Genomic DNA, 23739 nt, shown 5'->3' with positions numbered 1-23739 from the left:
TGTCATTAAATATTTGAATAAAAACGAGTGTTATAGCTTGTATTATTCTTTTAAATAATTAAGTTTATTCGTCAAAGCAGTCGGCCGAATCTTTAACGGCAGCTCTTACTTATTCTTTCTTTCTCTTTTTCAACGAAAGCTATTGAGCTATGGCTACCCGTGTACCTACCCCAAAGAAAGTCACTGCCCCTGTGGTGGCCCCGCCCCAGGCCCTGCTGGCCTTGTGGTGGCGCCCCTGGATGATGGGACTGGGCTGCTGGCTGCTGATGGTAGTTGCTACTTCGGCGGCTCAGGCCCAGCAGGCCTCGCCACCGGCAGCACCCAAAGTGGCTAAGGAAGCCGAAGCTGCGCCCCTGCCAGCCAAAAAGCTGGAGGAAGCCCTGCAACTGCTGCTCAAAGCCACCAAGAAGGACAGCAGCCAGGTAGCCACGCAGCGGCGGCGCTTCCGGCCCACCGAAATTGAGGGCTTGGTCATGGACCAGACCATTACCAAAGTGGGCCACGACTTCTACGATGCCTTCTACAGCATCTGGGAGGCCCCGGCTGACGCCGGCGACTTTACCATCCTGATTCAGGAAAAGCCGGCCCGCGGCACCAGCACGCTGATTTCGGTGACAGTGAATGACAGTGAGCTGCTGGAGCTGCCGCTGCAGCCCAAGCCCGAGGTGATTGAGGAAACGGCCAGCTACGCCTTTGAAGTCACCACCCAGTTTCTGCTGCAGGCCCGCAACGACAGCCGCCTGCTGGAACAGAACGGCAACCGGCAGCCCGCCGAAGTTTTCTGATACACACCTGTTTGCTAGCTGGTATGAAGCAACTCCTACTTTCCGGTCTGTTCCTGCTGTTCCTCTTGCTGGCCGGTTCCGGTCCGGCCGCCGCGCAGGACTTTGTGTATGAGCCCAAAAACCCGGCATTCGGGGCGGCAACACCTTCAATTATTCCTGGCTGCTGAGTGCCGCCCAGGCTCAGAACACCATTGCCGACCCGGCTGCGTCCACTTCGCTCAACCCTTTTCAGCAGGACCCGCTCAAGCAGTTCGAGCAAAACCTGAACCAGCAAATTCTGGGGCAGCTGGCCCAGCGCCTGATTGGCAACCAGCTGGGCGCGGCCGGGCAGGGCCTGCAGGAGGGAAGCTACTCCGTGGGCGCCTACCGCATTAACGTGGTGCCGACCAGCGGCGGCTTCTCGGTTCAGATAACCGACTCCAATACCGGTAATCAGACCACCGTTACCATTCCGTACTTCTAAGCTGCCAAATAGTATGCTGTTCGCTGCTTGTCGTCGTGCGTTGTTGGGGGTGTTGGTGCTGGGAGGAATTAACGGTTGCGCGCCGTATTTTCATCAACCACTGACCGGACAGAAAGCCCGCCTGGGCGCCGACATCCGGGCCAGTGAGGAGTTGCGCCGGCTGCCCGTGCCCAAGGAGCGCATTGTGGCCGCCGTGTATAAGTTTCGGGACCAGACCGGGCAGTACAAGCCCGCCCAAAACGGCTCCAGCTTTTCTACGGCCATTACCCAGGGCGGCACGAGCATTCTGCTGCGGGCCTTGGAAGAGTCGCGCTGGTTCAACCCCATTGAGCGCGAAAACCTGGGCAACCTGCTCAATGAACGCAAAATTATCCGCTCCAGCCGGGCCGAGTACCAAGAGCAAACCGGGCAGCGCCAGCCCAATCTGCCGTCCCTGCTGTTTGCCGGTATCATCCTGGAAGGCGGCATTATCTCCTATGATGCCAACGTCATTACGGGCGGGGCGGGGCTGCGCTACTTTGGCGCCGGGGCCTCGGGCCAGTACCGCCAAGACCGCGTAACGGTGTACCTGCGCGCCATCAGTACCAGTACCGGTGAAATCCTTAAAACCGTGTACACCTCCAAGACGATTCTCTCCCAGCAGGTAGACGCCAGCCTGTTCCGCTTCGTCGACTTCAAGCGCCTGCTCGAAACCGAAACCGGGTTTACCTATAATGAGCCCACGGAAATGGCCGTGAAGGAAGCCATTGAAAAAGCCGTGGAAGCGCTGGTCTACGAGGGCATTCAGGAACGGCTCTGGAGCCCGCAGAATGAAGCCGACCGCAACGGCCCGAGTATGCTGGCTTACCAGCAGGAGAAAAGCGAGAATCAGAATATCGACGTGCTGGGCCGTGTGCAGCGTGACCGGCGCGGCACCGTTGGTATTGGCCTGAGCGCGGCCACGGTGCGCTACAACGGTGATTTCAGCAACCCCCAGATGCGGGCCGCCGGCGAACTATCAATCCGCTATACCAAAACCCCGGGGTCCAAATTGTCGGCAGGGCTCAACCTGGGCCGCTTCGAGCTGGCCGCCGGCGACTTCTACCGCGAAACCTTTAATTACGCCGAGCTGATCGGGATTTACCGGCTGTTTCCGCGCGACCGGTTTACGCCCTACCTGCTGGCCGGCGGCGGTATTACTTCCCGCAACCAATCAACCGACCCACGGGCCGTGCTGGGGCACGTCACGGGTGGGGTAGGAGTGGAGTTCCTGCCCTCTGACCAGCTTGGCCTGAGTGTGGGCCTCGACAATCACTACTATTTCACCGACCGCCTAGATCATCTCAAGCTTGGCAGCTACAACGACTCTTACTGGAGCGCCAAAATCGGCTTGACCTTCTATCTGGGCCGGTCCGGGGCCGCCAACCTACGCCAGCCCTAACAGCCCCAAGACTATAACTAAACGTTTCTGACGTGCCGCTTCCCTCACTGGGTGCTGGTCGAGGACGCATGTGCAGTAAAAAAGGGAATATATTATATAATTTAAGCAATAAATATTTTAACAAAATTTATTGCATAGACTTGTTTTGTAATTATGTCCATATATATTTGTGTTATTCCTCCGGAGGGAAGCATTATACAGTAAGGTGCTTTCGGCACACCCCCTTCTTCAACCTTATTACATTCCCACTCATGAAAACTTTGTCTTTTCTGACCGTAACCTTATTGGTTGCCGGTGCAACACACGCCCAAAACAACACGCAGTCTTTGTCGCAGACCGGCAACAGCAACATGGGTACCGTTACCCAAACGGGTAGCAACAGCAGTGCCGGGGGCACGCAGGTTGGTAACAGCAACCAGCTGACCCAGACCCAGGGAGAGGCCGCAGGCTACGGCAATACGATGAATGCCGCCACTACTTCGCAGCGGGGCAATAATAATAAGGCAACCCAGTCGCAGTTCGGCTCCGGCAACCAGGCCGCTATTACCCAGGGCGACGGAGTGCCAACCGACAATGCCAACGAAGCCGTTCAGTTGCAGATTGGCTCGCAGAACCGGGCTACGGCTACGCAGCTAGGCGGCACGAGCTACTCGTATCAGGAGCAGCGGGGTGGCAGCAACAACGAGGCCTTTGTAACCCAGTCGGGTGGCGACGGCAACTACGCCCGCCAGGTACAGCACGATGCAACTTCCGGCTACGGTACCAACGACAACCGGGCTATTATTGAGCAAACCGGCAACTCCAACCGCAGCGAGCAGGATCAGATGGGGAATAACAACCGGGCCACCGCCATTCAGAACGGTAGTTTCAACCAGGCATCTCAGACCCAGGGCTCTAATTTCGATGGCAGCTACAACAGTACCGCGCTTATTAATCAGCTGGGCAACTCCAACGTTGCTACCCAGTCGCAGCGGGGCGATAACCAGCGCGCTACCATTGAGCAGGAAGGCAGCCTGAACACGGCTATTCAGTCGCAGGGCAACAGCATAGGCAGCGTCGGCAACCGTGCTTACATCGACCAGGACGGGGACAGCCACTACGCTCGCCAGATCCAGACCGGCGTAGGCAACCAGGCTGATACCTGGCAAGGTGCCAACAACAACACCAGTGATGTAAGCCAGGTTGGCAATAACAACACCAGCGTCGTTCGGCAAAACCATCCCTAAACGAGGTGGCGCGTTAGTCGCTACCACCCCCGATGCAAAGAGCATCTTGCCCAGCAATTGCTAGCAAGATGCTCTTTGCCGTTAGAAGTGAAGAAATATCTTATTTGTATTTTATTTCTAAAAAATAACCTTATTTTTATAGCGGTATCCTGGTTTCAACCCGGCTTATCCGCCCGCTTATTCTTATTTATCTTCTTTCAACTTGTTTTGGTCGTACTTTATGAAAACAGTATTTCGGCTAGGAATGCTTGTGCTCAGCGGGCTTGGCAGCCACCTAGCCCAGGCCCAAACCAGCCGTGACCCGGAAGACATCAGCCAGGGCCAGCTGCTAGTGCAACAGTCGAATGGGCAGGCGCTGTCGGCTCCCGAAGCCAATCCGCTGACCAACCAGGCCCTGCTGCAGCAAAACGGCAGCCTCAACCAAAGCAGCATCGACCAGCACATGCTCGGGGTAGGACGCGGCAATACGGCTTCCATTACCCAAAGCGGGGCCAATAATGCCGCGGCCATTCTGCAGAGTGGAGCCGCAAACCGCACCAGCATTACCCAAGTAGGAGCCAGCAACGTGGCCGCCAGCGAAATAACCGGCTACAACACCGAGTCAGAGATTGTGCAGCGCGGCAACGGCAACCGAGTTGACCAGCGCCTGAGCGTGGACGAGCGCCGCTACAGCGTGGAGCAGATGGGTAACAACAACAACCTGGTGCAGCGCGAGAGTGGCAGTACTGCTCCCGGGTACGAGGTAACAATGAAAGGCAACGGTATCCGCATCATCATTGAGCAGGGCCGGGCCACGACGATGCCCTAAGTAGGCTGAGCGCTGAAAAGCTCCGGTCGGAATAGGCCAACCGGAGCTTTTTTAGGGCTTGGCTAACGGGTTGTAATATTTCATTTTGCTAGAATTCAGCTGTTTATGAAGTACACATCTATTCTGGGAGTATTCCCATTGGTAGGAGGGCTGCTCGGCCAAAACGACCCCCAGCCGTCAGGTCCCACAGGGCAGGCCCAGCTCGAAACCCACCGGGAAGGTGACCGGCTCACGTTGATTGGGCACTGCCACAATCCGGGTGCCGAGCCCATAACGCTGCGCTACGAGCTGCACACCGACAAACGCGGCCCCGCCGGGACTTCCCGCAATGCGCAATCGGGCAATTTTACCGTGGCTCCTCATCAGACAGCTACCTTGTCGCAAACGACTATCAATGTGGCCTCAGCCGACTTTTACCGGGTGCGGCTGCGCGTGTTGAGCCTGCAGGGCAGCGTCGTTTCCGAAGATTCCCTGGTGCACCAGCCCGGGGCCCGGCCCTGATACTGCCGCCCCGCCGTTTCCTGTCCTGACTTTCCCCGCCCATCCCACCTTTGTATGCTTCCTTCGTTACGTGCCGTTGCACGCCTGTTGCTGGTTGTGCTCGTAAGTCAGAGCCTGCTGGCCTGTGAGGAAAACACCGTTGAGCCCGCCCGCTATGGCAATCTGCAGGGCGTAGTGCTCGATGCCAATAACAACAATGCTCCCCTGGCCAACGCCGTAATCACGACCAACCCGGCCACGTCTTCCTTTACCACCGACGCCGAAGGACAGTTTTATTTGCCCAACGTTCTGATTGGCAAGTATGCCCTGGCTGTCAAGAAAACCGATTATAAAACGGAAAACGTGAATGTGCAGGTAGACGAAGGCGGTACCACCATTGTGCGCATTCCGCTGGAAAAAGCTTCCGGCACCAACCGGCGGCCGAATGCTCCCAGTAGCCCCAGCCCCGCTGACCGTACCACCGGCCAGAGCACCCGCGTAGTGCTGCGCTGGCGCGTCACGGACCCCGACAAAACGGATTCGCTACGGTCCGACGTGGTCCTGTTTGAAAGCAACACAACCGACCGGCGGCAGCTGCTGACCAACACCCGCGACACCAGCGTGACCGTGGCCGACCTCAAATACAACACCACCTACTTCTGGCAGGTAACCGTGCGCGACAAAGCCGGTGAAACGGTGCGAGGGGAGGTGTGGAGCTTTCAAACTGGCCCACTGCCCGACAACCGTTTCTTATACGTGCGCCAGGTAGACGGCAACACCGACATCTATTCTTCCGACAATGCCGGCGCCAATCTGCTACGGCTTACCACGTCGGCCTTTGTTGAAACAGCCCCGCAGCTGAGCCCGGTCCGCAGCCGCATTGCTTATGCATCCAATGCTACGGGGCGCTACCAGCTCTATACCATGAACCGGGACGGCTCCGACCAGCGGCAGCTCACGCCCGACATGGTACCCGTAGAAGGCTATAATAACTTTGGCATTGCCTACCACTGGTCGCCCGACGGCTCCCAGCTCATCTATGCCAGCTACGACAAGCTCTGGCGCATTAATCGGGACGGTACCGGCCTGACGCAGCTGGCTTCGGCCCCAGCGGCCGGCACTTCCGGGAGTGCGACTGGACGGCGCAGGGAAATAAGATCTTGGTGCAAACCGTCGGGGCCAATATCTACGACTCGGAATTCTATACTATGAATGCGGATGGTACCGGTCTTACGCAGGTAGTCGGCAACTTGGCCGGGCGCATGGACTCACCTTCGTTCAGCATTGATGGCCGTACTATTCTCTATACCCGCGACGTGGACGGGTACGAAAATGCCAGCGGCCGGCAGCTCAATGCTCACATTCTGATGCAGCGCCTGGATGGAACGGGCCTTGTCGACTTGTCTGTAGTTCCCTCCGGCTCGGGTACGAACGGAGGCAAACCTGCTGGCACCAACGACCTGTTTCCCCGCTTTTCACCCGATGGTGCGAAGATTATCTTCGTCAATGTCAACAACGACAATCAGTCGGCACCGGAAGTATGGGTAATGGACATTGATGGCCGCAACCGCACGCGGCTGTTTCAGAACGCCAATCTGCCAGATTGGAAATAGCCTGTTTTGTATTAGTTTATTTGAAACCGAACCCCATCTGCCAGACCCGAAGTGCATCAGGTCTGGCAGATGGGGTTTGTGGCGTTAATACCTACGCTCTTAAGTCGAGGCTTCCAGAAAATATATGCTCCTCTCTATTAGGTCACTATAATTTAATATAGGACAACCTAGCATTCTAGCTGAACTACTAGCCCAGGTTCCTTGTATCAACCCCGCCTGAAAGTCGTTGTATAAGGCTTGTCGGAAGAAGCGCAGAAGAGCAAACTCGTTTCTAGCGACAAACTAGTTAGCAACCTTTCGACGTAGAGGAAAATATTGCTGGCCTTGAAATGTCCGGCATCTACAAAAAATGATGCAACTTTGCGCTGTGGAACCAAATATCATGCTAAATGCATATTTAATGGAATACTATAATTTAACTATAAAGTTAAATTTGAATGCTTCGTTAAAAATTGGCTGATATAGCACATATATTCGACAAATACTGCATTTGGCACGAAATATGGTCGTGGAGCGCATGTCAAAAAAAAGCTTGGGTACTTTTTTATCACGAAAAAATACCATCTAACCTGTGAAATTTAGTAATCTATTTCCTGGGTTTGCGCGTAATGACGTTGAGTTTTGGCCCTAGGCTTAACTGTTCTTCTTTTCTTTTTTTCCTTTCGTAACCTTTACCTGAACATACTATGAAAAACCCTTACTTGAGTGCCCTGCAGTGGGTACAAAAGCCGCACTGGCGGTTTTTACTGCTGCTCTTGCTGGCTCTGCCGTTTTTGGGACAGGCTCAGACCCTTACCGTGAGCCCAACCACTACTCCAACTAGCCCCGACGAGTACGGCTCAGTTGCAGTAGGTGCAGTATCCAACCCTGCCAAGCAGTACACGGTTACGGCTACGGACCTGGTGGGAACCATTTCGGTGAACCTGGCAACTGCTCCTTCTTTCGAGGCCAGCGTCAATGGAACGGACTATTCCACTAACATATCCCTGCCTGCTACGGGTGGTACTTTCTTTGTGCGCTTCCGGCCTACTACCGTTGGTACTACTACCGTAGATCCTAGCAACGGTCGTATCATCGTAACCGGTACGGACGCCTTCTTCGGCAACATCTCTCGTAATATCTTTGTACGGGGCACTGGTACACCCGGCACTCCTACCATCGATGTAACGCCGGACGCTCGTATTTTCACGCCTACGGTAGTAAACACCACTTCGGCGCCCCAGGCTGTAGCTGTTACGGCCTCTTCGCTGACGGGTCCTATCACCGTTACGGCTCCCAATGGCTACCAAGTAAGCAACGCCAATGTAAATGGTGGTGCTTATGCAACTACTCTGCAACTGCAGCAGACGGATGGTGGCAATGTAAACACGACGGTAAACATCCGTTTTGCTCCTACCCAGGCTATTGCTTACAACAACGTAAGCGTAACCTTCGCTAGCCCTGGTGCTGCTACCAAATCGGTGGCCGTTTCGGGCACCGGTACCTTGCCTCCCCCGTCCTGACTGCTACGCCTTCTTCACTGGGTGATTTCGGCCAGGTAACGGTTGGTACTTCGAGCACTATCATCCGCTCGTTTACCGTTAGCGGCCAGGACCTGCAAGGTCCCGTGACCATTACGCCTCCGACCGGTTTCCGCATCCGCATTGGTTCGAACTTCTTCACGACCAGCGCTATTACGCTGACTCCGACCAACGGTACGCTGACCAGCACCCAGATTGATGTTCGCTTCAATCCTACGGCCGTTCAGAGCTACAACAGCAATGTAACGGTAGCTTCTACCAACGCACCAACGCGCTTGGTGAATGTAACTGGTACCGGCACGGCTAGCTCGGGTACTCCCGTAGTACTAGCAGAGCCAGGTGCCCTGACCTTCGGTGCCGTTACTAGCAGCGGTGGCACAGGTACCCGTAGCTTCGAAGTAAGTGGTACGGACCTGACCTCGGGTATCGTTCTGACGCCTAGCATTGGCAACATCGAAATCCGGAATGCTTCGGCCGGTGGTAGCTTTACCAAAGGCCCGCTAACCATCAACCCCGTGAACCGGACGGTTGCTTCGCAGGTAATTGAGGTGCGCTTGGTAGCTCTCGTTGCTCAGGGCAATTTCAACCAGCGCATCGACATCACCAGCGAAGGTGCTGAGCCTACTTTGGTGTCAGTTACGGCTGTGAACAACAGCGGTGCTATTTCGGACATCTCTGTTTCGAACCCTAACGGCAACGAATTTACCTTCGTAACCCGTCCTACTACTCAATCGGCATCGCAGTCTTACCTGCTGGCTGGTACCAACCTGATTGATCCACTGATCGTGCGTCCAATCGGTCCGAATGCAGGCTACTTCCAGGTTTCGGAAGACAACCAGAACTTCTTCTCGGAATTGTCTTTCACGCCCGACGGCCAAGGCAACGTAACCCAGCGTCCAATTTATGTGCGCTTCGTGCCCGGTGTCAACGCCGTGACGGTAACTGCTACTATTCGTAACTCGAGTGCTCCGGCTCCCGACTTCGACGTATCGGTGACGGGTATCAGCGAGCCAACCATTCGTTTGGATCGTGGCATCGGTGCTTTCCCCGACAACATTGTGAAAGGCACGCAGACAGCTCCTACCAGCGTTCGTCTGGACGGCTTCTTGCTGGCTGGTGAGGTTAACGTACGTTTCCCTGCTGATATCAACGACCGTAACCCTACCCAGACGCCACAGTTCCAGTTCTCGTTGGACAATGGTGCTACTTACGTAACCCAGGCCTCTATCACGCCCGACGATCAGGGTAACTTTACCCGCAACGTGCTGGTGCGTTATGCCCCAACCCGCGTTGGTAACGCCGCTCAGGAACTGCTCTTCAGCAATGCCAGCTTCTTCAACGGTAATGAGTTTGCCCTGACCAGCGGCTTCGGTCGTACCACAGGCTTCTCTATTGCTACGGAGCCTACTGTACAGTCGACTGCTTCTATCGTTCGCAACGGTGGTTCGGCGACCATCACCTTCAACCTGTCGAATCCACCTGCCGGCACTAGCTACGGTCAGAACCGCTTGGTGATTGCCAGCAGCACTTACGAGAAACTGCCAACCAGCCTGTTCCCCCGCGATAAGCAGAACTTCAACCCTGGTACCACGGAAAATGGTGCTTACCGCTTTGGTAGCGGTACGGCTATCGAAGCTTCGTCGAACACCTATGTTGTGTTCAGCGCTGCCTCGGATAACTTCACCGTGACCAACCTGGATCCTAACCTGACCTACTACTTCTTCGCTTTCGAATTCAACAACGACGGCGTACTGAATGCTGAAAACTACCGTGTGCCAAACAACGAGCCCCAGAACCCACTGCCCGTGGAACTGGTTGAGTTCACGGCCAAGGTGCGTGACAACAGTGTAGTGCTGAACTGGGCTACGGCCAGCGAAACCAACAACCGCGGTTTCGAAGTACAGCGCAGCTCGGATGCCAAGACCTTCACGACGGTTCTCTTCAAGAAAGGTGCTGGCACCGCTACTACCCGCACGAAGTACGATGCAGTTGATACCAAGCCGCTGGCTGGCGTATCGTACTACCGCCTGAAGCAGATTGACGAGGATGGTACGGCTTCTTTCTCGAAGACGGTGGTTGTAACGACCAAGCTGACGGAAGTAAGCGTGTATCCTAACCCGACGCAGGGTGCTGATGTAGTAAACGTAGCACTGCCCTCCGGTACCACGGATGGCCTGCTGGTTCGCATCACCGACCTGACCGGCCGTGAGATTCGCCAGGCTCGCTTGACGAACCAGGGTGAGTTGAACACGCAGGATCTGAAGCCCGGCACCTACATCATCATCGTTGGTGAAGGTGAGGCTAAAGTGAGCCGCAAGCTGATTAAGAACTAGTTTAACTAGCTCTCCAAGTAAAAAGGCCTCCCGGTTACGGGAGGCCTTTTTTTATGTTCTATTGTGCGAATTAACTATTGCGTAACAAAGGCCATATAAATCGACAATGGTATTATATCTACTTTTAATGGATAGATTGCTGCTTTCATATCCTTCTCTTTATCTGTTTCTTGCATGATTAAAACCAGTACTCAACCCGAATTGAAGTACCAAGCTAAGCTGGCATCCAGGATGGCTTTGCTATTGTTTATCTTATTATACCCATTGCTAGGGTGGGGACAGAGTTACTACCCGCTCAGCAGCGGAGACTACTCTGAGTCATTTTCCGATATAGCTACCTGGACTAGTATATCAACCTCAGGTCGGGCCGCTAACTACTTCAGTAGTGTAGGGATAAATAATACGACGGGTACCATTCCGAACGGCACCAGAATAACTGTTAGCTCGGCCACGTTTGCCTCGGGTACTAGTGGCGGTGTGCAGAAAGGAACCCAGGCTTTACTATTTCTGACAACTGGAAATGACGTTTCCTCTGCGGTAGCTATCGACCTTAACTTGAACTTCGCTGGCCGAATTGCTGGCGCCCTGGCATTTGATTATGCGCAGGTAAGTAACTCGTCGGGAAGCCGGCCCGGTGGACTAAAAGTATATTATAGTACTGACGGTACATCTTACACGGAAATTGCCGCGGCGGCCATTGTTGTAGTGAATAACGTTACCAGCTCGGGTACAATTAACGTTGCTTTGCCCAGAGCATTAGATAATGTTAGCACCGCCCGGCTTCGCTTCTACAATTATCCTGCGCCTAACACCAGTGCTAGTGGCAGCCGGCCGAAAATAGCAGTAGACAATATTAGCGTAACCAGTACGGCTCCGGCCCCCACCCTTACATCTCTGGACCCTAGCACAAAGCCAGCAGGCAGTGGTAGCTTTACGCTTACCCTCAATGGGACTAACTTTGGCAGCAGCGCCACAGCTTACTTCGATGGTGCGGCCCTTACTACTACGTACGTCACAGCCACTCAGCTCACGGCCGCTGTACCAGTCAGCACCATTGCTACGGCAGGTGTTTTCCCAGTTACGGTTAAAAACACCACTACAGGAACCGCCTCTAATGCGCTGGACTTCACGGTAAGCCCCAGCGCCGCCAACTCGGTTACGACCACTGCCATTCCAGCTTCTACTTACTGTGTGGGTAGCACAGGAGTAACTGTTTCCATACCGTTTACTTCCTCCGGTACTTTTAGCGCTAACACCTATACGGCCTACATCGGCACGACCAGCATCGGAACCTTGGTTAGTGACGCCAATGCGGGTACTATTAACGCTGTTATTCCGGCTTCAGTAGCGTCGGGTGCAGCTTATCGGATCCGGGTTGATGCCAGCAACCCGGCTACCACGGGCGCCGATAATGGCGCTAACCTGACGGTAGTGAATTATCAGACCAACGAGGTGAGTGCCCTGACTGCCTCGGCCGGCAATGCTCAGGCTAGTCTGAGTTGGACAGTCCCCGGTTCATGCTTTACGCAAACGGTGCTGGTAGCCAGCACGGCCAATATCACGGTCAGCCCTGCGGGCACGTTTACGGCCAAAGAGGTCTTTGGCACGGGCACTGACTTAGGAGGGGGACAATTTGTGGTATATGCCGGCTCGGGCACCACTGCTACGGTGACTGGTCTGGCGAACGGCACCACGTATTTCTTTAAGGCTTTCACTACTAACGGGGACGGCTACAGTACCGGGGTGCAGACCTCAGCCACTCCCTTTTTACCACCGCCGGCTCCTACCACATTTACCCCGGAGACGGGGCCGGTCGGCACGGTCATTACGATTGCTGGGTCCAACCTGAGTTCCATCACCGGCGTGACGGTTGGGGGAGTGGCGGCTACCAACGTGTCAGCTACGGGTGCAGCTGTGACGGCAACAGTGGCTCCGGGCTCCGTAACCGGGGCCGTCGTCTTGTCCGACGGCGCTACCACGTACCCGGCCACGGGCACTTTCACCGTCACGACGGCTCCTGCCGTGACGACGGCACCCGCAACAAACATTTCGTCTAACTCGGCTACGTCGGGGGGCAGCGTCACGTCGGGTGGTGCTACCATTACAGCCCGTGGGTGGTGTATGGCACTTCGCCCAACCCGCGAATCGGTGGCAGCGGCGTCATGCAGGTAACGGCTTCGGCTGCTTCTGGTACTTTTACGAGCACCCTCACGGGACTGGCCGGCAATACCCTCTATTACGTGGCTGCTTACGCCACCAATAATGTGGGCACAAGCTACGGCGCGGATGAGTCGTTTACGACACCGGGCAGCCCATTGCTGAGCTATAATTTTAATGCAGCTACCAACCCGGAAAATCCTTCCACGGTCGGACCCAATGTTAGCGGCAGCCCTTTCAAGCGCAGCCTGGATCTGAGCCCTACGTCGACCGGAGACTTCCGCTCCTCGGGCTTCCCTGTCACCACCACACTGTCGGACACGACCAAGGGCTACTACGAGTTCCGGCTGACGGCTGCCCCGGGCTACCAGATTACGCCGGCCAGCCTAACCCTGCAGGACCGGGCCTCGGGCACCGGCCCCCAAAAGTGGGAGCTACGCACCGACCTCGATACATTTGGCGCTACCGTAGGTGCCGTTCAGAGTTCAAGCAGTGGGTACGGCACCGTTAAAACGGTTTCGCTCACCAGCCTGGGCGCTTTTTCGGGTACCGTTGTCTTTCGCATTTATGGCTACAGCACAACCAGTGCTGGGGGCACCTTCGGCGTCGACAACGTGAATCTGTACGGTACGACGCAATTGGTTTCAAACGCCGTTTCAGCGCCCGGCTTCAACGGTACCGCCTTTTGCGCGGGCGCCACGTTCAGCGCCACGTTTACTGCCACTGGTCCGTTTGGGGCTGCCAACAGCTTTATAGCTCAACTCTCGGATGCCAGCGGCACGTTTGGCCCCACACCGACTGAGGTCGGCCGCCTGGACAACAACAACGCCACCTCGGAGCAGACCATTGCTATTACTATTCCGGCTACCACAGCCAGTGGTACGGCTTACAAGCTGCGTATCGTGGCCACCGACCCCAATACTGCTGGCGTAGCTTCGGCCGCTTTTGCGGTGGTTAATAGTCCCGGGGTAAACGTGACGCCCACCGCCGACCAGACCCTTGGCATCAATGTAAACGGAACTACGCTAACGGCCAATGAAACACCGGCTGCTACCTCGCGGCAGTGGTATTCCGCCCCGTTACCGGGCGGTGCGGCCACGGCCATCAACGGGGCTACGGGCACTACCTATACCCCGAAGTTTGCTGCTGCCGGCGAGTATTACGTGAAGGTAATTTCCTCCTTTGCCGCCTGCGGTTCAGTAACCAGCAACGAGGTGAAAATTACCGTAGCCGCCGCCACTCCCGTGCTTACCGCTACGACCACGCCCGCCACGTCGCCCACGGCCATTAGCGGCTTGAGTACTACTGAGGGCAGTCCCTCAGGTGGCAAGTCGTACACTCTGACCGGCTCTAATCTTGATGGTACCCCGGTCATTATCACGGCGCCGGCAGGCTTCCAGGTTTCAACTACGGCGGCCTTCACCGGCATTACTACCGATGCCAATACGCTCAGCCTGACGCCTACGGGTGGCAGCATCAACCGGGACATCTACGTGCGCCTGACCGGTACTACGGTTGGCTCCTACAGCGGGACTATTACCAACACTAACGGTACGCTCTCCGCGCCTGTGCTGGTGTCGGGCACCGTGTCGGCAGTAGTTGCGGTGCGCTGGGATGGGGCGGCGACGGAACCAGCTTTGCCGACGCACTAAACTGGAGCACCGACCAGGTGCCTACTACGGGCGAAGAACTATTGCTCGACCATACCTTCGTAAGCGGGGCCTATACGATGACCCTGCCAGCGGTAACCACGGGAACCCTGTCCCTGGGTTCGTTGACCATCAACCCCAACGGCGGAGCCAGCATTACGGCCATCCTGCCGAACACAAACACGGTAGTTGATTACCTGCGCTTCACCAAAGCCTCCAACGCCCTGGTCATCTACGGCGGTGGCACCTTTATTAACAACTCCGGAGCGGCATCCGGTGGCAGTGGCAACCCGGTAGACGTAACGCCAGCCGGGCAAAACTTTATCATCTACAACGGCGGAACGTACGTGCACCGCACTACCCGCGGGGTAGGAGCTCTGCTCGACAATATTTCCACCGCGGCCGGTACCGAAACCGGACTGGTACACTTCGATGTGCCCGCGGGCAGCAGCTACAGCATTCCGGCCACGGGCCGCACCTACGGCAGCTTGTCCCTGACCTACCCGGCCACCAGCACCTTGCCCAGTTCTGGCTTTTTCCCTTATCTGACCAGCGGCAACGGGGCCCTTGTGGTGCGTGGCAACCTGACTACGGGCGCCAATGTGAGCTTCACCGTAGCGTTGAACAACGATATGTCCGTAGCTGGTAATCTGGTCAACAATGGGCGCTTCCGGTTTGAGCCTACCTCCCTGACCGCGCCGCGCCGCCTGATTTTCAATGGCAGCAGTGCTCAAACCATCAGCGGGTCCGCCTTCACCCAGAGCAATACCGGAACGTCGTATCTGGGCTTGAACGTGATTCTGCAAATCAACAATCCGGCGGGGGTAATGCTGGGGACTGGCATGGTCCTAAACGCGCTGGGCAATGCCAACAGCGGCGGCTTGGAACTGCTCAACGGCGTACTGACAACCTCCGGCTCGGCCATGCTCAAGCTTGCTGCCGGCGCCGTGCTTCTGCCTGCCCAGCTCTCGGCTACCAGCTACGTGAATGGGCCGCTGCAGCGCGAAATCGACGCTACCCCGGCCACGGCTGCCCCGGCCAGCTACCTGTTTCCTATCGGTCAGAACGGCAAATACCGCCCCCTGACGCTGAACGTGGCCTCCCTGGATGACCTGACAACCTTTACGGCCACCCAGAATGATGCTACTTTCCCCGACCGTCGTCTCAACGGCGACCTGGCCCGGGTGTCGCGGGTGCGCTACTTCAGCGTGGTGCCCACGGTGGTTCCAGCGGCGTTCAGCGGCACCGTTACGCTGAGCTTCGGAGCTGACGACGAGGTAACCAATCCGGCGCTGTCTTCCTTCGTTATCGGTAAAAACAGCGGCAGCGGCTGGGACAATATTGGCCGCAGCACCAATACCAGCACCATGCTTACTTCCGGCGTATTTACCTCCTTCAGCGACTTTGCCCTGGCCAGCACTGATCCGTCCGTTGCCGACAACCCACTGCCGGTTTCCCTGATCAGCTTCACGGCCCAGCGCCAGGCCCCGGGTGTCGCTATTCGTTGGACGACGGCTTCGGAAACCAACAGTGCCTACTTCGACGTGCAGCGCAGCCTTAACGGCCGGGACTTTACCACTTTGAAGGTAGTAGCCGCACAAGGGCAAAGCAGCCGCATGCAGCAGTACTCGGTGCTGGATCAGCAGCCCGCCGCTAGTATGGCCTACTACCGCCTGCGCCAGGTCGATCTGGACGGCAAAGCGTCGTACTCCGCAGTGGCCATCGTAGAGGGCCTCTCCGAGCTTCAGCTGTTTCCCAACCCGGTACAAAACCAGCTCACGATTCGCGGCGCCAATGCTTCGGCTGAGCCCCTGCAGGTCAGCATCACCGATCTGACGGGTCGGCAGGTATGGGCCGGGTCTTGTGCTCCCGACGGCACCGTGAACCTGCAGGGTTTAGCGCGGGGTACGTACTTAGTCAGGGTTATAACGAACGGCCGCACGACCACGCACAGAATTACGCGCGCCGACTAATATAGAACCCCATCCTCTCAAGAAAGCCCCTTCCAACAAAGGGGCTTTTTTATATTTTATATTTATTGGTAGATTGTCCAACGAATAGCACTACTATGCGGTACGCCGACCTTTGCGCGTCGTGAGTATATGCTTATTCCTTTTGGCTTGTACTTTTCAATGTATGCTCAGCGCCATAGCTCTGTTGCCAAATTGAAGAATTGTTCCAAAAGTACCTTTTGCAAACCCTAAGCTCTTGCCTATGAAACCTACCGCAACTTTTCTGCTGCTAACTACTGCACTTCTGTGCCCTTTCTTAGGGTGGAGCCAGTCCTATTTGCAGCAGAGCTTTGAGCCGAATGGCAACACCAACCCAACCGGCACCCGAACCCAACTGCTATACACCAATACGGGTACTGCAAATACGGGCTTGTTCACGGGCACCCTGGCACAGGCCACCTCTGCCAACAACGCCAACGTTGCCCCCTCACGGCTAATGTCTATTCGGATGGCAGCACGGGTTTTGGGGTAGTCAACAACAAGGGAGGTGGATCAGAGAGTGCTACGCTTACCTTCGACAGAGTGAACTTTCCTGTAACAACAGGTAATTACCTTTCCCTACGCCTGGCTTCTTACGCCACCAATAACAATGGCGGGATAGATAACTCCTTAACCGGTGGTAGCACTTCTAATGGAGTATCAGTTAGAATAGCCTACAATGGCTCCTCTACCTTCACCAATACGTTGGAAGTAAGAGGTGGCAACAACGGTTCCGTGTTTGATTTCAACGCAGAAGGTACGGCCGCACCCACTACGACGGTCAACGCGGCACCTGCTTCCCCCACCATTGCGGTTTCCCCCAATGACTTGACGAATGCTGGTACCGTACCAACGTCTGGAGGTCAGGGTTATTCTACCGTCAGAATCAATTTTGGGGCTGCTATAACCAGTGTGCAGGTACAGATTTTCATCTCGGCGACTAACAAAACCGCCGTTTTCATCGATGACGTCCGTATCGGTAGCAACGGGCCCTTGCCGGTAGAGCTCGTCTCGTTCAATGCGGCCCGCCAAGCCGGTGCGGTACAGCTACAGTGGACTACGGCCAGCGAGAAAAACAACGACCGGTTTGAAGTACAGCGCAGTGACAACGGTCAGCAATATACTACGATCAGCACTGTGCGTGGCGCTGGCACCAGCACCAATGCTACGTCTTACAGCTTCCGGGATGCCGAGCCTTTATCGGGCGTGAGCTACTACCGCCTGCGCCAGGTAGACCAGGATGGTACTAGCTCCTATTCGCCGGTGCGGGTAGTTGGCGCGGTACTAGCCGTGGCTTACCCCAGCCCCACCTACGACGTGCTGAACCTGCCTGCTACTAGGGTCGGGACGCCTTACCGCGTGTTCAATATGCTGGGCCAGGCATTGCTGGAAGGCAAAGTGCCCGTCACGGGCATTATCAACGTGCAGGGCCTGCGTTCGGGCGGGTACTTGCTCGAAGTAGGTACTGGCCAGGACAGAGTTGCCCAGCGTTTTGCCCGGGAATAAATAACCCCTATGCTCATAAAAAAGGCTCCTTCCCACGCGGGAAGGAGCCTTTTTTGTATGTGCTTTAGCCGCGCACTTGAAGCGCAGCAGGGGAGGCTATACGGAGAAGCTTTCCCCGCAGCCGCAGGTACGGGAAGCATTGGGGTTATCGAAGTAGAAACCTTTGCCATTCAACCCGTCCGAAAAATCGAGCTGGGTGCCGGCCAGGTAGAGGAAGCTTTTCATATCTACCACCACCCGGACGCCTTTGTCTTCAAACTCCTGGTCCATGGGCTTTACTTCGTTGTCGAAGTCGAGCTTGTAGGACAGGCCCGAGCAACCACCCCCGGCCACGGAAGCTCGCAGGCGGTAGGTTTCGTCAAGCTGAGCGTCAGACATCAGGCGCTCTACTTTCTCCTTGGCTTTGTCAGAAACGGTAATCATGGGACTCGGTATTGAGTAGGGGAAACGTAACTGGTAAACAATGGGGCCGGAAAAAGAGTGCTCTTCCTACCGGTTTTGCCCCGGGCTACGTCTTACGACGACGGATTGAGCACAACACTAAACACGGTAATAGTGTTTAGGTCGCGCCCGTAATACAGCTTGTCGAGCGCCTCGTAGGCATTGTGCGCCCGGAAGTAAGACGTTTGCAGCTCTTTGTCGCCGCGGGCCCGCCACTGAATCGTGTAGGAGCTTTCCGTGTCGCGCAGGCGCTGCACATAAGTCAGCATCTTGCGCAGAGCGTCGAGCTTGTCGTAGCCTTCCTCGTAGCGAAACAGGAAGCTCTGGTGGTGCCGCGGATTGACGGTAATCAAGTCCAGGCGCACCAGATTATCCAGCTGGCGGTACTCGAACAGCAGATTGCCCGGACCCATGCCCAGATAATCCTCAATCTGTTTTTGAATGCGGCTGCTTTCGACGTGAATGTCGGGCGAAACTTCCATTGACTAGAAGGAGAGAGGTAAGAACTCAGAAGTGAGAAGTCAACCCAATAAAGCAGGCTGGCTTCTCACTTCGCTGTACTTCGTTCTACTAGTGGTGAGCTTTCGACTCTTCCAGGGCGGGCATGCCGTTCTTCACGCGGTAGTCGTTGATAGCCGACTTAATAGCGTCTTCGGCCAGCACCGAGCAGTGAATCTTAACGGGCGGCAAGGCCAGCTCTTCCACAATCTCCATGTTGTCGATGGCCAGAGCCTCGTCCACGGTTTTGCCTTTCAGCCACTCGGTAGCGAGCGACGAAGAAGCAATGGCCGAGCCGCAGCCGAAGGTCTTAAACTTGGCGTCGGTAATGGTATTGGTGGTTTCGTCAACCTCGATCTGCAGGCGCATTACGTCGCCGCACTCAGGAGCGCCGACCAGGCCGGTGCCCACGTTCTTTTTGCTTTTGTCCAGCGTGCCCACGTTGCGGGGGTTGCTGTAATGGTCGATTACCTTATCGGAGTAAGCCATGGCTTTATTGGGTTATTCGTTTTTGGTTGTTTGGCTTTGGGTTGCAGTTGCCGGTCAATATAACACAGCAACAGCAACCACAGGTCAAACTATTAATGCTCAGCCCACTCAATCTTGCTCAGGTCGATGCCTTCCTTGAACATCTCCCACAGGGGCGACATTTCGCGGAGCTTGGTTACGGCCTCTTTTACGTGATTGATGGCGTAGTCGATTTGCTCTTCGGTGGTGAAGCGGCTCAGGCCAAAGCGCAGGGAGCTGTGGGCTAGATCGTCGCTCAGGCCCAGGGCCTTGAGTACGTAGGAAGGCTCCAGGGAGGCCGAGGTACAGGCCGAGCCCGACGAAACGGCCAGATCTTTCACGCCCATCATTAGGCCTTCGCCTTCCACGTACTTAAAGGAGATGTTGGTTACGTGGGGCAGGCGGTGTTCGCGCGAGCCGTTCACGTAGCTTTCTTCCAGGGTCAGCAGCTCACGCTCCAGCTTGTCGCGCAGGGCCGAGAGGCGGGCCGTGTCGGCGGCCATTTCCAGGCGGGCCAGCTCGCAGGCTTTGCCCAAACCCACGATGCCGGGCACGTTGAGCGTACCGGAGCGCATGCCGCGCTCGTGGCCGCCACCGTCCATCTGAGCGGTAACTTTCACCCGGGGGTTCTTGCGACGCACGTACAGAGCACCTACGCCCTTGGGGCCGTACATCTTGTGAGCCGTGAAGGCCATAATGTCGATACCGTCGGCAATAACGTCGACCGGAATCTTGCCTACAGCCTGCGTGCCGTCGCTCATGAACAGGGCACCATGCTTGTGGGCAATAGCGGCAATTTCACGAATCGGCTGAATGGTGCCGGTTTCGTTGTTGCCGTACATGATGGTCACCAGAATGGTTTCGGGCGTTATGGCTGCTTCCAGCTCGGCGAGGCTGATGAGGCCTTCCTCGTTGACGGGCAGGTAAGTAACCCGACCACCCAGCTTCTCGATGTGCTTGCAGGTATCGAGCACGGCTTTGTGCTCGGTGGTAGCGGTGATGATGTGGTTGCCCTTCTGAGCGTACATCTCAAACACTCCCTTGATACCCAGGTTGTCCGACTCGGTAGCACCCGAGGTGAAGATGATTTCCTTGGAGTCGCAGTTGATGAGCGAGGCAATCTGCTCGCGCGAATAGTCAACGGCTTCCTCGGCAGCCCAGCCGAAGGGGTGGTTGCGGGAAGCGGCGTTGCCAAACACCTCGGTCAGGTAGGGCATCATGGCCTCCAACACGCGTGGGTCCAGCGGAGTGGTAGCGTTGTTGTCGAGGTAAATAGGTAGCTTGAGCATGGCTCGGAGTATGTAAATCAGCGAAAAACCAGAGTAAGCAGGCGAATCCTAGTGGAGAATGATTCGCAGGTAGAACACAAAAACCAGGAAACAGGTTTTACTTTGCCTCACAAAAGTAGATATATTCCAAATAGCCTCCACCAGCTTCCCACCCCAACTTTCATGTTTACCAATCTGGAACACCTCGGCCTAGCCGTGCACGACCTTGAAGCGGCCACGGCGCTGTATACAACCCTGCTCGGGCAGCCCCCTTATAAAAAGGAGCATGTAGCCAGTGAAGCCGTGGATACCGTGTTTTTTCAAGTGGGCGGCTCTAAGATTGAGCTGCTGGCCGGTACCTCGCCCGATAGCGCCATTACCAAGTATCTGAGCAAAAGGCCCGAGGGGATTCACCATGTAGCCTTCGAGGTAGATGATATTCGGGCCGAAATGGAGCGGCTGCGGCAGGAAGGCTTTGTGCTGCTGAATGAGGAGCCTAAGCGCGGGGCCGACAACAAGCTCGTCTGCTTTGTGCATCCCAAAAGTGCGGCGGGCGTACTGGTAGAGCTCTGCCAATCCATCAGCGCCACCGACCATGAATAGCAATACCAACAGTAATTTCTTCCGTCAGGAAGTAGATGCCGCCGTCGATGCCCTGCTGCTGCAGCAGGTTATCCTGTACCCGACCGATACGGTGTGGGGCCTGGGCTGCGACGCGGAGGTGCCGCCGGCGGTGGAGAAAGTCTACAAAATCAAGAACCGGCCCGCTGAGAAAGGCTTTATCGTGCTGGTGGCCGACGAGGCCATGTTTGCCAAGTACGCCGCCGTCGTGCCCGCCAATCTGCCGGAGCTGCTGGCCAGCCAGGAGCGGCCTACTACCTATATAGTGCAAGGCAGCCGCCACCTGGCCCCCAACCTGCTGGCTCCCGACGGCACCGTGGGTTTGCGCGTGGTGCTGCAGGACGAGTTTACCCACAAAGTGGTACGCCGCCTGGGCCACGGGCTGGTTTCAACCTCGGCCAATATAAGTGGAGAACCTACGGCGGCTATTTACGCGGAAGTTAGTCCGGCCATCGTGCGGGCCGCCGACTACGTGGTAAGCTGGCGGCAGGACGATGAAACCCGGGCCCAGCCTTCCCGCATCGTGCGCGTACTGCCGGATGGCGGACTGGAAGTAATCAGAAATTGATGCATTAACGCAAAAGACGTGTCATTGCGAGGCACAGCCGTGGCAATCCGTCCTCTGCGAAGTTCGACCTGAACTTTTACTGAAAAGCCCTTTCCCGTTGCCAACGGGAAAGGGCTTTTCACTTAAGAGAATTCAGCACATTTCAGAGGACGGATTGCTTCGCCATGCTCGCAATGACACAAGGTTGGCCTTAGCGCATTCGCACATTCTGAATTAGCTCTTCAACCAGTCGATTATTAACCTCCTACCTTTGCGGCCGTTTGACTTTTGGCTTTGCGCATATGACTACTCCCCAGCTTCCCGACCTTCCCTTGTTTCGCACCATTGCCGAGGCCGCCGGCGAATTGGGCTATCCAGCTTATATAATCGGGGGCTTCGTGCGGGATTTGGCTTTGGGCCGCGAAAGCAAGGACGTGGACGTGGTGTGCGTGGGCGACGGTATCAAGCTGGCCCAGGCCGTGGGCCGCAAGCTACCGGGCAAGCCCCGGGTGACGGTGTTTAAGAACTTTGGTACCGCCATGCTGCCCACGCCCGAAATCGAGGTGGAGTTTGTGGGCGCCCGCAAGGAAAGCTACCGGGCCGAAAGCCGCAAGCCCGAAGTGGAAGCCGGCACCCTGGAGGAAGACCTGGCCCGCCGCGACTTTACCATCAATGCCCTGGGCCTGAGCCTGAACCCGCTGACTTCGGCACCCTCGTGGACCGCTACGACGGCATGGGCGACTTGCAGCGCCGCATCATCCGCACGCCCCTCGACCCGGACATTACCTTTTCCGATGATCCGCTGCGCATGCTCCGGGCCGTGCGCTTTGCCACCCAGCTCGATTTCGACATCGAGCCCGACACATTCGATGCCCTGGCCCGGAATAAGGAGCGCATCAAGATCGTGTCGCAGGAGCGAATTACGACCGAGCTGAACAAGATTATCCTGGCGCCCAAGCCCAGCTACGGCTTCAAGCTGCTGTTTCAGTGCGGGTTGCTCCAGCTCATCTTCCCCAAGATGGCCCAGCTCTACGGCGTAGAAAAAGTGGGGCAGCACGCCCACAAGGACAACTTCTACCACACCCTGCAGGTGCTGGATAATGTAGTAGCAGCCGGCGGCGACCTGTGGCTGCGTTGGGCCGCCATCCTGCACGACATTGCCAAGCCCGCCACCAAGCGCTATGATAAAAAGGTGGGCTGGACCTTCCACGGCCACGAGGACAAGGGGCCCGCTGGGTGCCCGGCATTTTTACCGACCTCAAGCTGCCGCAAGGGGAGGAGATGCGCATGGTACAAAAGCTCGTTCGCCTGCACCTGCGGCCCATTGCTTTGGTCAAGGAAACCGTGACCGACTCGGCCGTGCGCCGCCTGCTCTTCGAGGCCGGCGACGATATTGACCGGCTCATGCTCTTATGCCGGGCCGATATTACAAGCAAAGACCACCAGCGCAAAGAGCGCTACCTGCGCAACTTCGGGCTGGTGGAAGAAAAGCTAAGGGAAGTAGAAGCCAAGGACCACTTACGCAACTTCAAGCCCGCTATTACCGGGGAAGTCATTATGGAAACCTTTGGGTTGAAGCCTTCCCGGGAAGTCGGGGAGCTTAAAGAGGCCGTATTGGAGGCCATTCTGGACGGCAAGATCCGGAACGAGTATGAGGAAGCCTTTGCCTACCTGTTGCAGCTCGGCCAGGCAAAAGGACTTCCTCCGGGTCACCTTCTCACTCACCAGTAAGTAAACCCATTTTTCTCGTGTCGTTGCTGGTAAGATGCCGGCCAGGTACCAATGGTTGCCTGGCCGGCATTGCCTTTTCCTAGTAATAATGATGCCAAAGCTAGCCGGAGCCCAATGAGGGTAGCGTGAAGTATGGGCCCCGGCCGGCAGTAGTTTACAAACCAGAGTAATTAAT

At 56.2% G+C, this 23739-nt stretch carries 21 protein-coding genes and 2 pseudogenes; 19 read left to right on the top strand and 4 right to left on the bottom strand.

The window, feature by feature from the left end:
* Positions 1-149: 149 nt before the first annotated feature.
* The 16 genes and pseudogenes from MUN79_RS24175 to MUN79_RS24105 all read left to right on the top strand — a co-directional run bounded on the left by MUN79_RS24175 (position 150) and on the right by MUN79_RS24105 (position 17951).
* Complete coding sequence (locus MUN79_RS24175; protein ID WP_244675074.1) at positions 150-785, top strand: CsgE family curli-type amyloid fiber assembly protein; 636 nt, start codon at positions 150-152, stop codon at positions 783-785.
* A 23-nt stretch (positions 786-808) separates the two neighbouring features.
* Positions 809-952, top strand: a complete 144-nt coding sequence (locus tag MUN79_RS24170) for a curli assembly protein CsgF (protein ID WP_244675073.1) — start codon at positions 809-811, stop codon at positions 950-952.
* Positions 913-1248 carry a curli assembly protein CsgF gene (locus tag MUN79_RS24165; protein ID WP_311136798.1) on the top strand — a complete coding sequence of 112 codons (336 nt, stop codon included), beginning with the start codon at positions 913-915 and terminating at the stop codon, positions 1246-1248. Before MUN79_RS24170 ends, MUN79_RS24165 begins: the two co-directional genes overlap by 40 nt.
* Positions 1249-1261: 13 nt before the next feature.
* On the top strand, positions 1262-2668 hold the full coding sequence (locus tag MUN79_RS24160; protein WP_244675072.1) for a CsgG/HfaB family protein: 1407 nt from the start codon (positions 1262-1264) through the stop codon (positions 2666-2668).
* A gap of 251 nt (positions 2669-2919) precedes the next feature.
* Positions 2920-3894, top strand: a complete 975-nt coding sequence (locus MUN79_RS24155) for a hypothetical protein (protein WP_244675071.1) — start codon at positions 2920-2922, stop codon at positions 3892-3894.
* Between the two features lie 220 nt (positions 3895-4114).
* The gene (locus MUN79_RS24150) at positions 4115-4702 is read left to right on the top strand and encodes a hypothetical protein (protein ID WP_244675070.1); all 588 of its coding nucleotides are present in this window, start codon (positions 4115-4117) and stop codon (positions 4700-4702) included.
* 105 nt (positions 4703-4807) lie between these two features.
* A complete protein-coding gene (csgH, locus tag MUN79_RS24145; protein ID WP_244675069.1) occupies positions 4808-5203 on the top strand; it encodes a curli-like amyloid fiber formation chaperone CsgH in 396 nt (131 codons plus the stop codon).
* 54 nt (positions 5204-5257) lie between these two features.
* On the top strand, positions 5258-6394 hold the full coding sequence (locus tag MUN79_RS24140) for a carboxypeptidase regulatory-like domain-containing protein (RefSeq protein WP_244675068.1): 1137 nt from the start codon (positions 5258-5260) through the stop codon (positions 6392-6394).
* The gene (locus tag MUN79_RS24135) at positions 6343-6795 is read left to right on the top strand and encodes a TolB family protein (RefSeq protein WP_244678418.1); all 453 of its coding nucleotides are present in this window, start codon (positions 6343-6345) and stop codon (positions 6793-6795) included. The genes MUN79_RS24140 and MUN79_RS24135 overlap by 52 nt, the downstream gene beginning before the upstream one ends.
* 686 nt (positions 6796-7481) lie before the next feature.
* Complete coding sequence (locus MUN79_RS24130) at positions 7482-8297, top strand: hypothetical protein (RefSeq protein ID WP_244675067.1); 816 nt, start codon at positions 7482-7484, stop codon at positions 8295-8297.
* A gap of 104 nt (positions 8298-8401) precedes the next feature.
* Entirely contained in the window at positions 8402-10648 is a 2247-nt protein-coding gene (locus tag MUN79_RS24125; protein WP_244675066.1) for a T9SS type A sorting domain-containing protein, read from the top strand.
* Positions 10649-10822: 174 nt separating this feature from the next.
* Positions 10823-11770: pseudogene (locus MUN79_RS32400) on the top strand (IPT/TIG domain-containing protein); the annotation flags it as partial.
* A 69-nt stretch (positions 11771-11839) separates the two neighbouring features.
* Positions 11840-12820, top strand: coding sequence for a hypothetical protein (locus MUN79_RS24120; RefSeq protein ID WP_244675065.1), 981 nt, complete (start codon positions 11840-11842; stop codon positions 12818-12820).
* Positions 12766-14457, top strand: a complete 1692-nt coding sequence (locus MUN79_RS24115; protein ID WP_244675064.1) for a DUF8696 domain-containing protein — start codon at positions 12766-12768, stop codon at positions 14455-14457. Before MUN79_RS24120 ends, MUN79_RS24115 begins: the two co-directional genes overlap by 55 nt.
* A gap of 17 nt (positions 14458-14474) precedes the next feature.
* On the top strand, positions 14475-16427 hold the full coding sequence (locus tag MUN79_RS24110) for a T9SS type A sorting domain-containing protein (protein ID WP_244675063.1): 1953 nt from the start codon (positions 14475-14477) through the stop codon (positions 16425-16427).
* A gap of 561 nt (positions 16428-16988) precedes the next feature.
* Positions 16989-17951 (top strand): T9SS type A sorting domain-containing protein, encoded by a 963-nt coding sequence (locus MUN79_RS24105; RefSeq protein WP_244675062.1) that lies wholly within the window; start codon positions 16989-16991, stop codon positions 17949-17951.
* Positions 17952-18047: 96 nt separating this feature from the next.
* On the opposite strand, the gene MUN79_RS24100 is transcribed toward MUN79_RS24105, so the two are convergent.
* The 4 genes from MUN79_RS24100 to MUN79_RS24085 form a co-directional block, all read right to left on the bottom strand.
* Positions 18048-18374: a HesB/IscA family protein gene (locus MUN79_RS24100; protein WP_100336708.1), complete on the bottom strand. Its 327-nt coding sequence runs from the start codon at positions 18372-18374 to the stop codon at positions 18048-18050.
* A 92-nt stretch (positions 18375-18466) separates the two neighbouring features.
* Positions 18467-18874: a hypothetical protein gene (locus MUN79_RS24095; RefSeq protein WP_244675061.1), complete on the bottom strand. Its 408-nt coding sequence runs from the start codon at positions 18872-18874 to the stop codon at positions 18467-18469.
* An 88-nt stretch (positions 18875-18962) separates the two neighbouring features.
* The gene (gene iscU / locus MUN79_RS24090; RefSeq protein ID WP_100336707.1) at positions 18963-19379 is read right to left on the bottom strand and encodes a Fe-S cluster assembly scaffold IscU; all 417 of its coding nucleotides are present in this window, start codon (positions 19377-19379) and stop codon (positions 18963-18965) included.
* A gap of 92 nt (positions 19380-19471) precedes the next feature.
* Positions 19472-20686, bottom strand: a complete 1215-nt coding sequence (locus MUN79_RS24085; protein WP_244675060.1) for an IscS subfamily cysteine desulfurase — start codon at positions 20684-20686, stop codon at positions 19472-19474.
* A gap of 162 nt (positions 20687-20848) precedes the next feature.
* Here MUN79_RS24085 and mce point away from each other — a divergent pair, with 162 nt between their 5' ends.
* The 3 genes and pseudogenes from mce to MUN79_RS24070 all read left to right on the top strand — a co-directional run bounded on the left by mce (position 20849) and on the right by MUN79_RS24070 (position 23564).
* Complete coding sequence (mce, locus tag MUN79_RS24080; RefSeq protein WP_244675059.1) at positions 20849-21268, top strand: methylmalonyl-CoA epimerase; 420 nt, start codon at positions 20849-20851, stop codon at positions 21266-21268.
* Entirely contained in the window at positions 21261-21854 is a 594-nt protein-coding gene (locus MUN79_RS24075) for an L-threonylcarbamoyladenylate synthase (RefSeq protein ID WP_244675058.1), read from the top strand. The genes mce and MUN79_RS24075 overlap by 8 nt, the downstream gene beginning before the upstream one ends.
* Before the next feature lie 281 nt (positions 21855-22135).
* Positions 22136-23564 (top strand): annotated as a pseudogene (locus tag MUN79_RS24070) (CCA tRNA nucleotidyltransferase).
* The last annotated feature ends 175 nt before the right edge of the window (positions 23565-23739 follow it).

The organism is Hymenobacter cellulosilyticus (assembly GCF_022919215.1).
Taxonomy (GTDB): Bacteria; Bacteroidota; Bacteroidia; order Cytophagales; family Hymenobacteraceae; genus Hymenobacter; species Hymenobacter cellulosilyticus.
The sequence above is the reverse complement of the archived record's forward strand: the minus strand, read 5'-3'. Positions and strand labels throughout refer to the sequence as shown.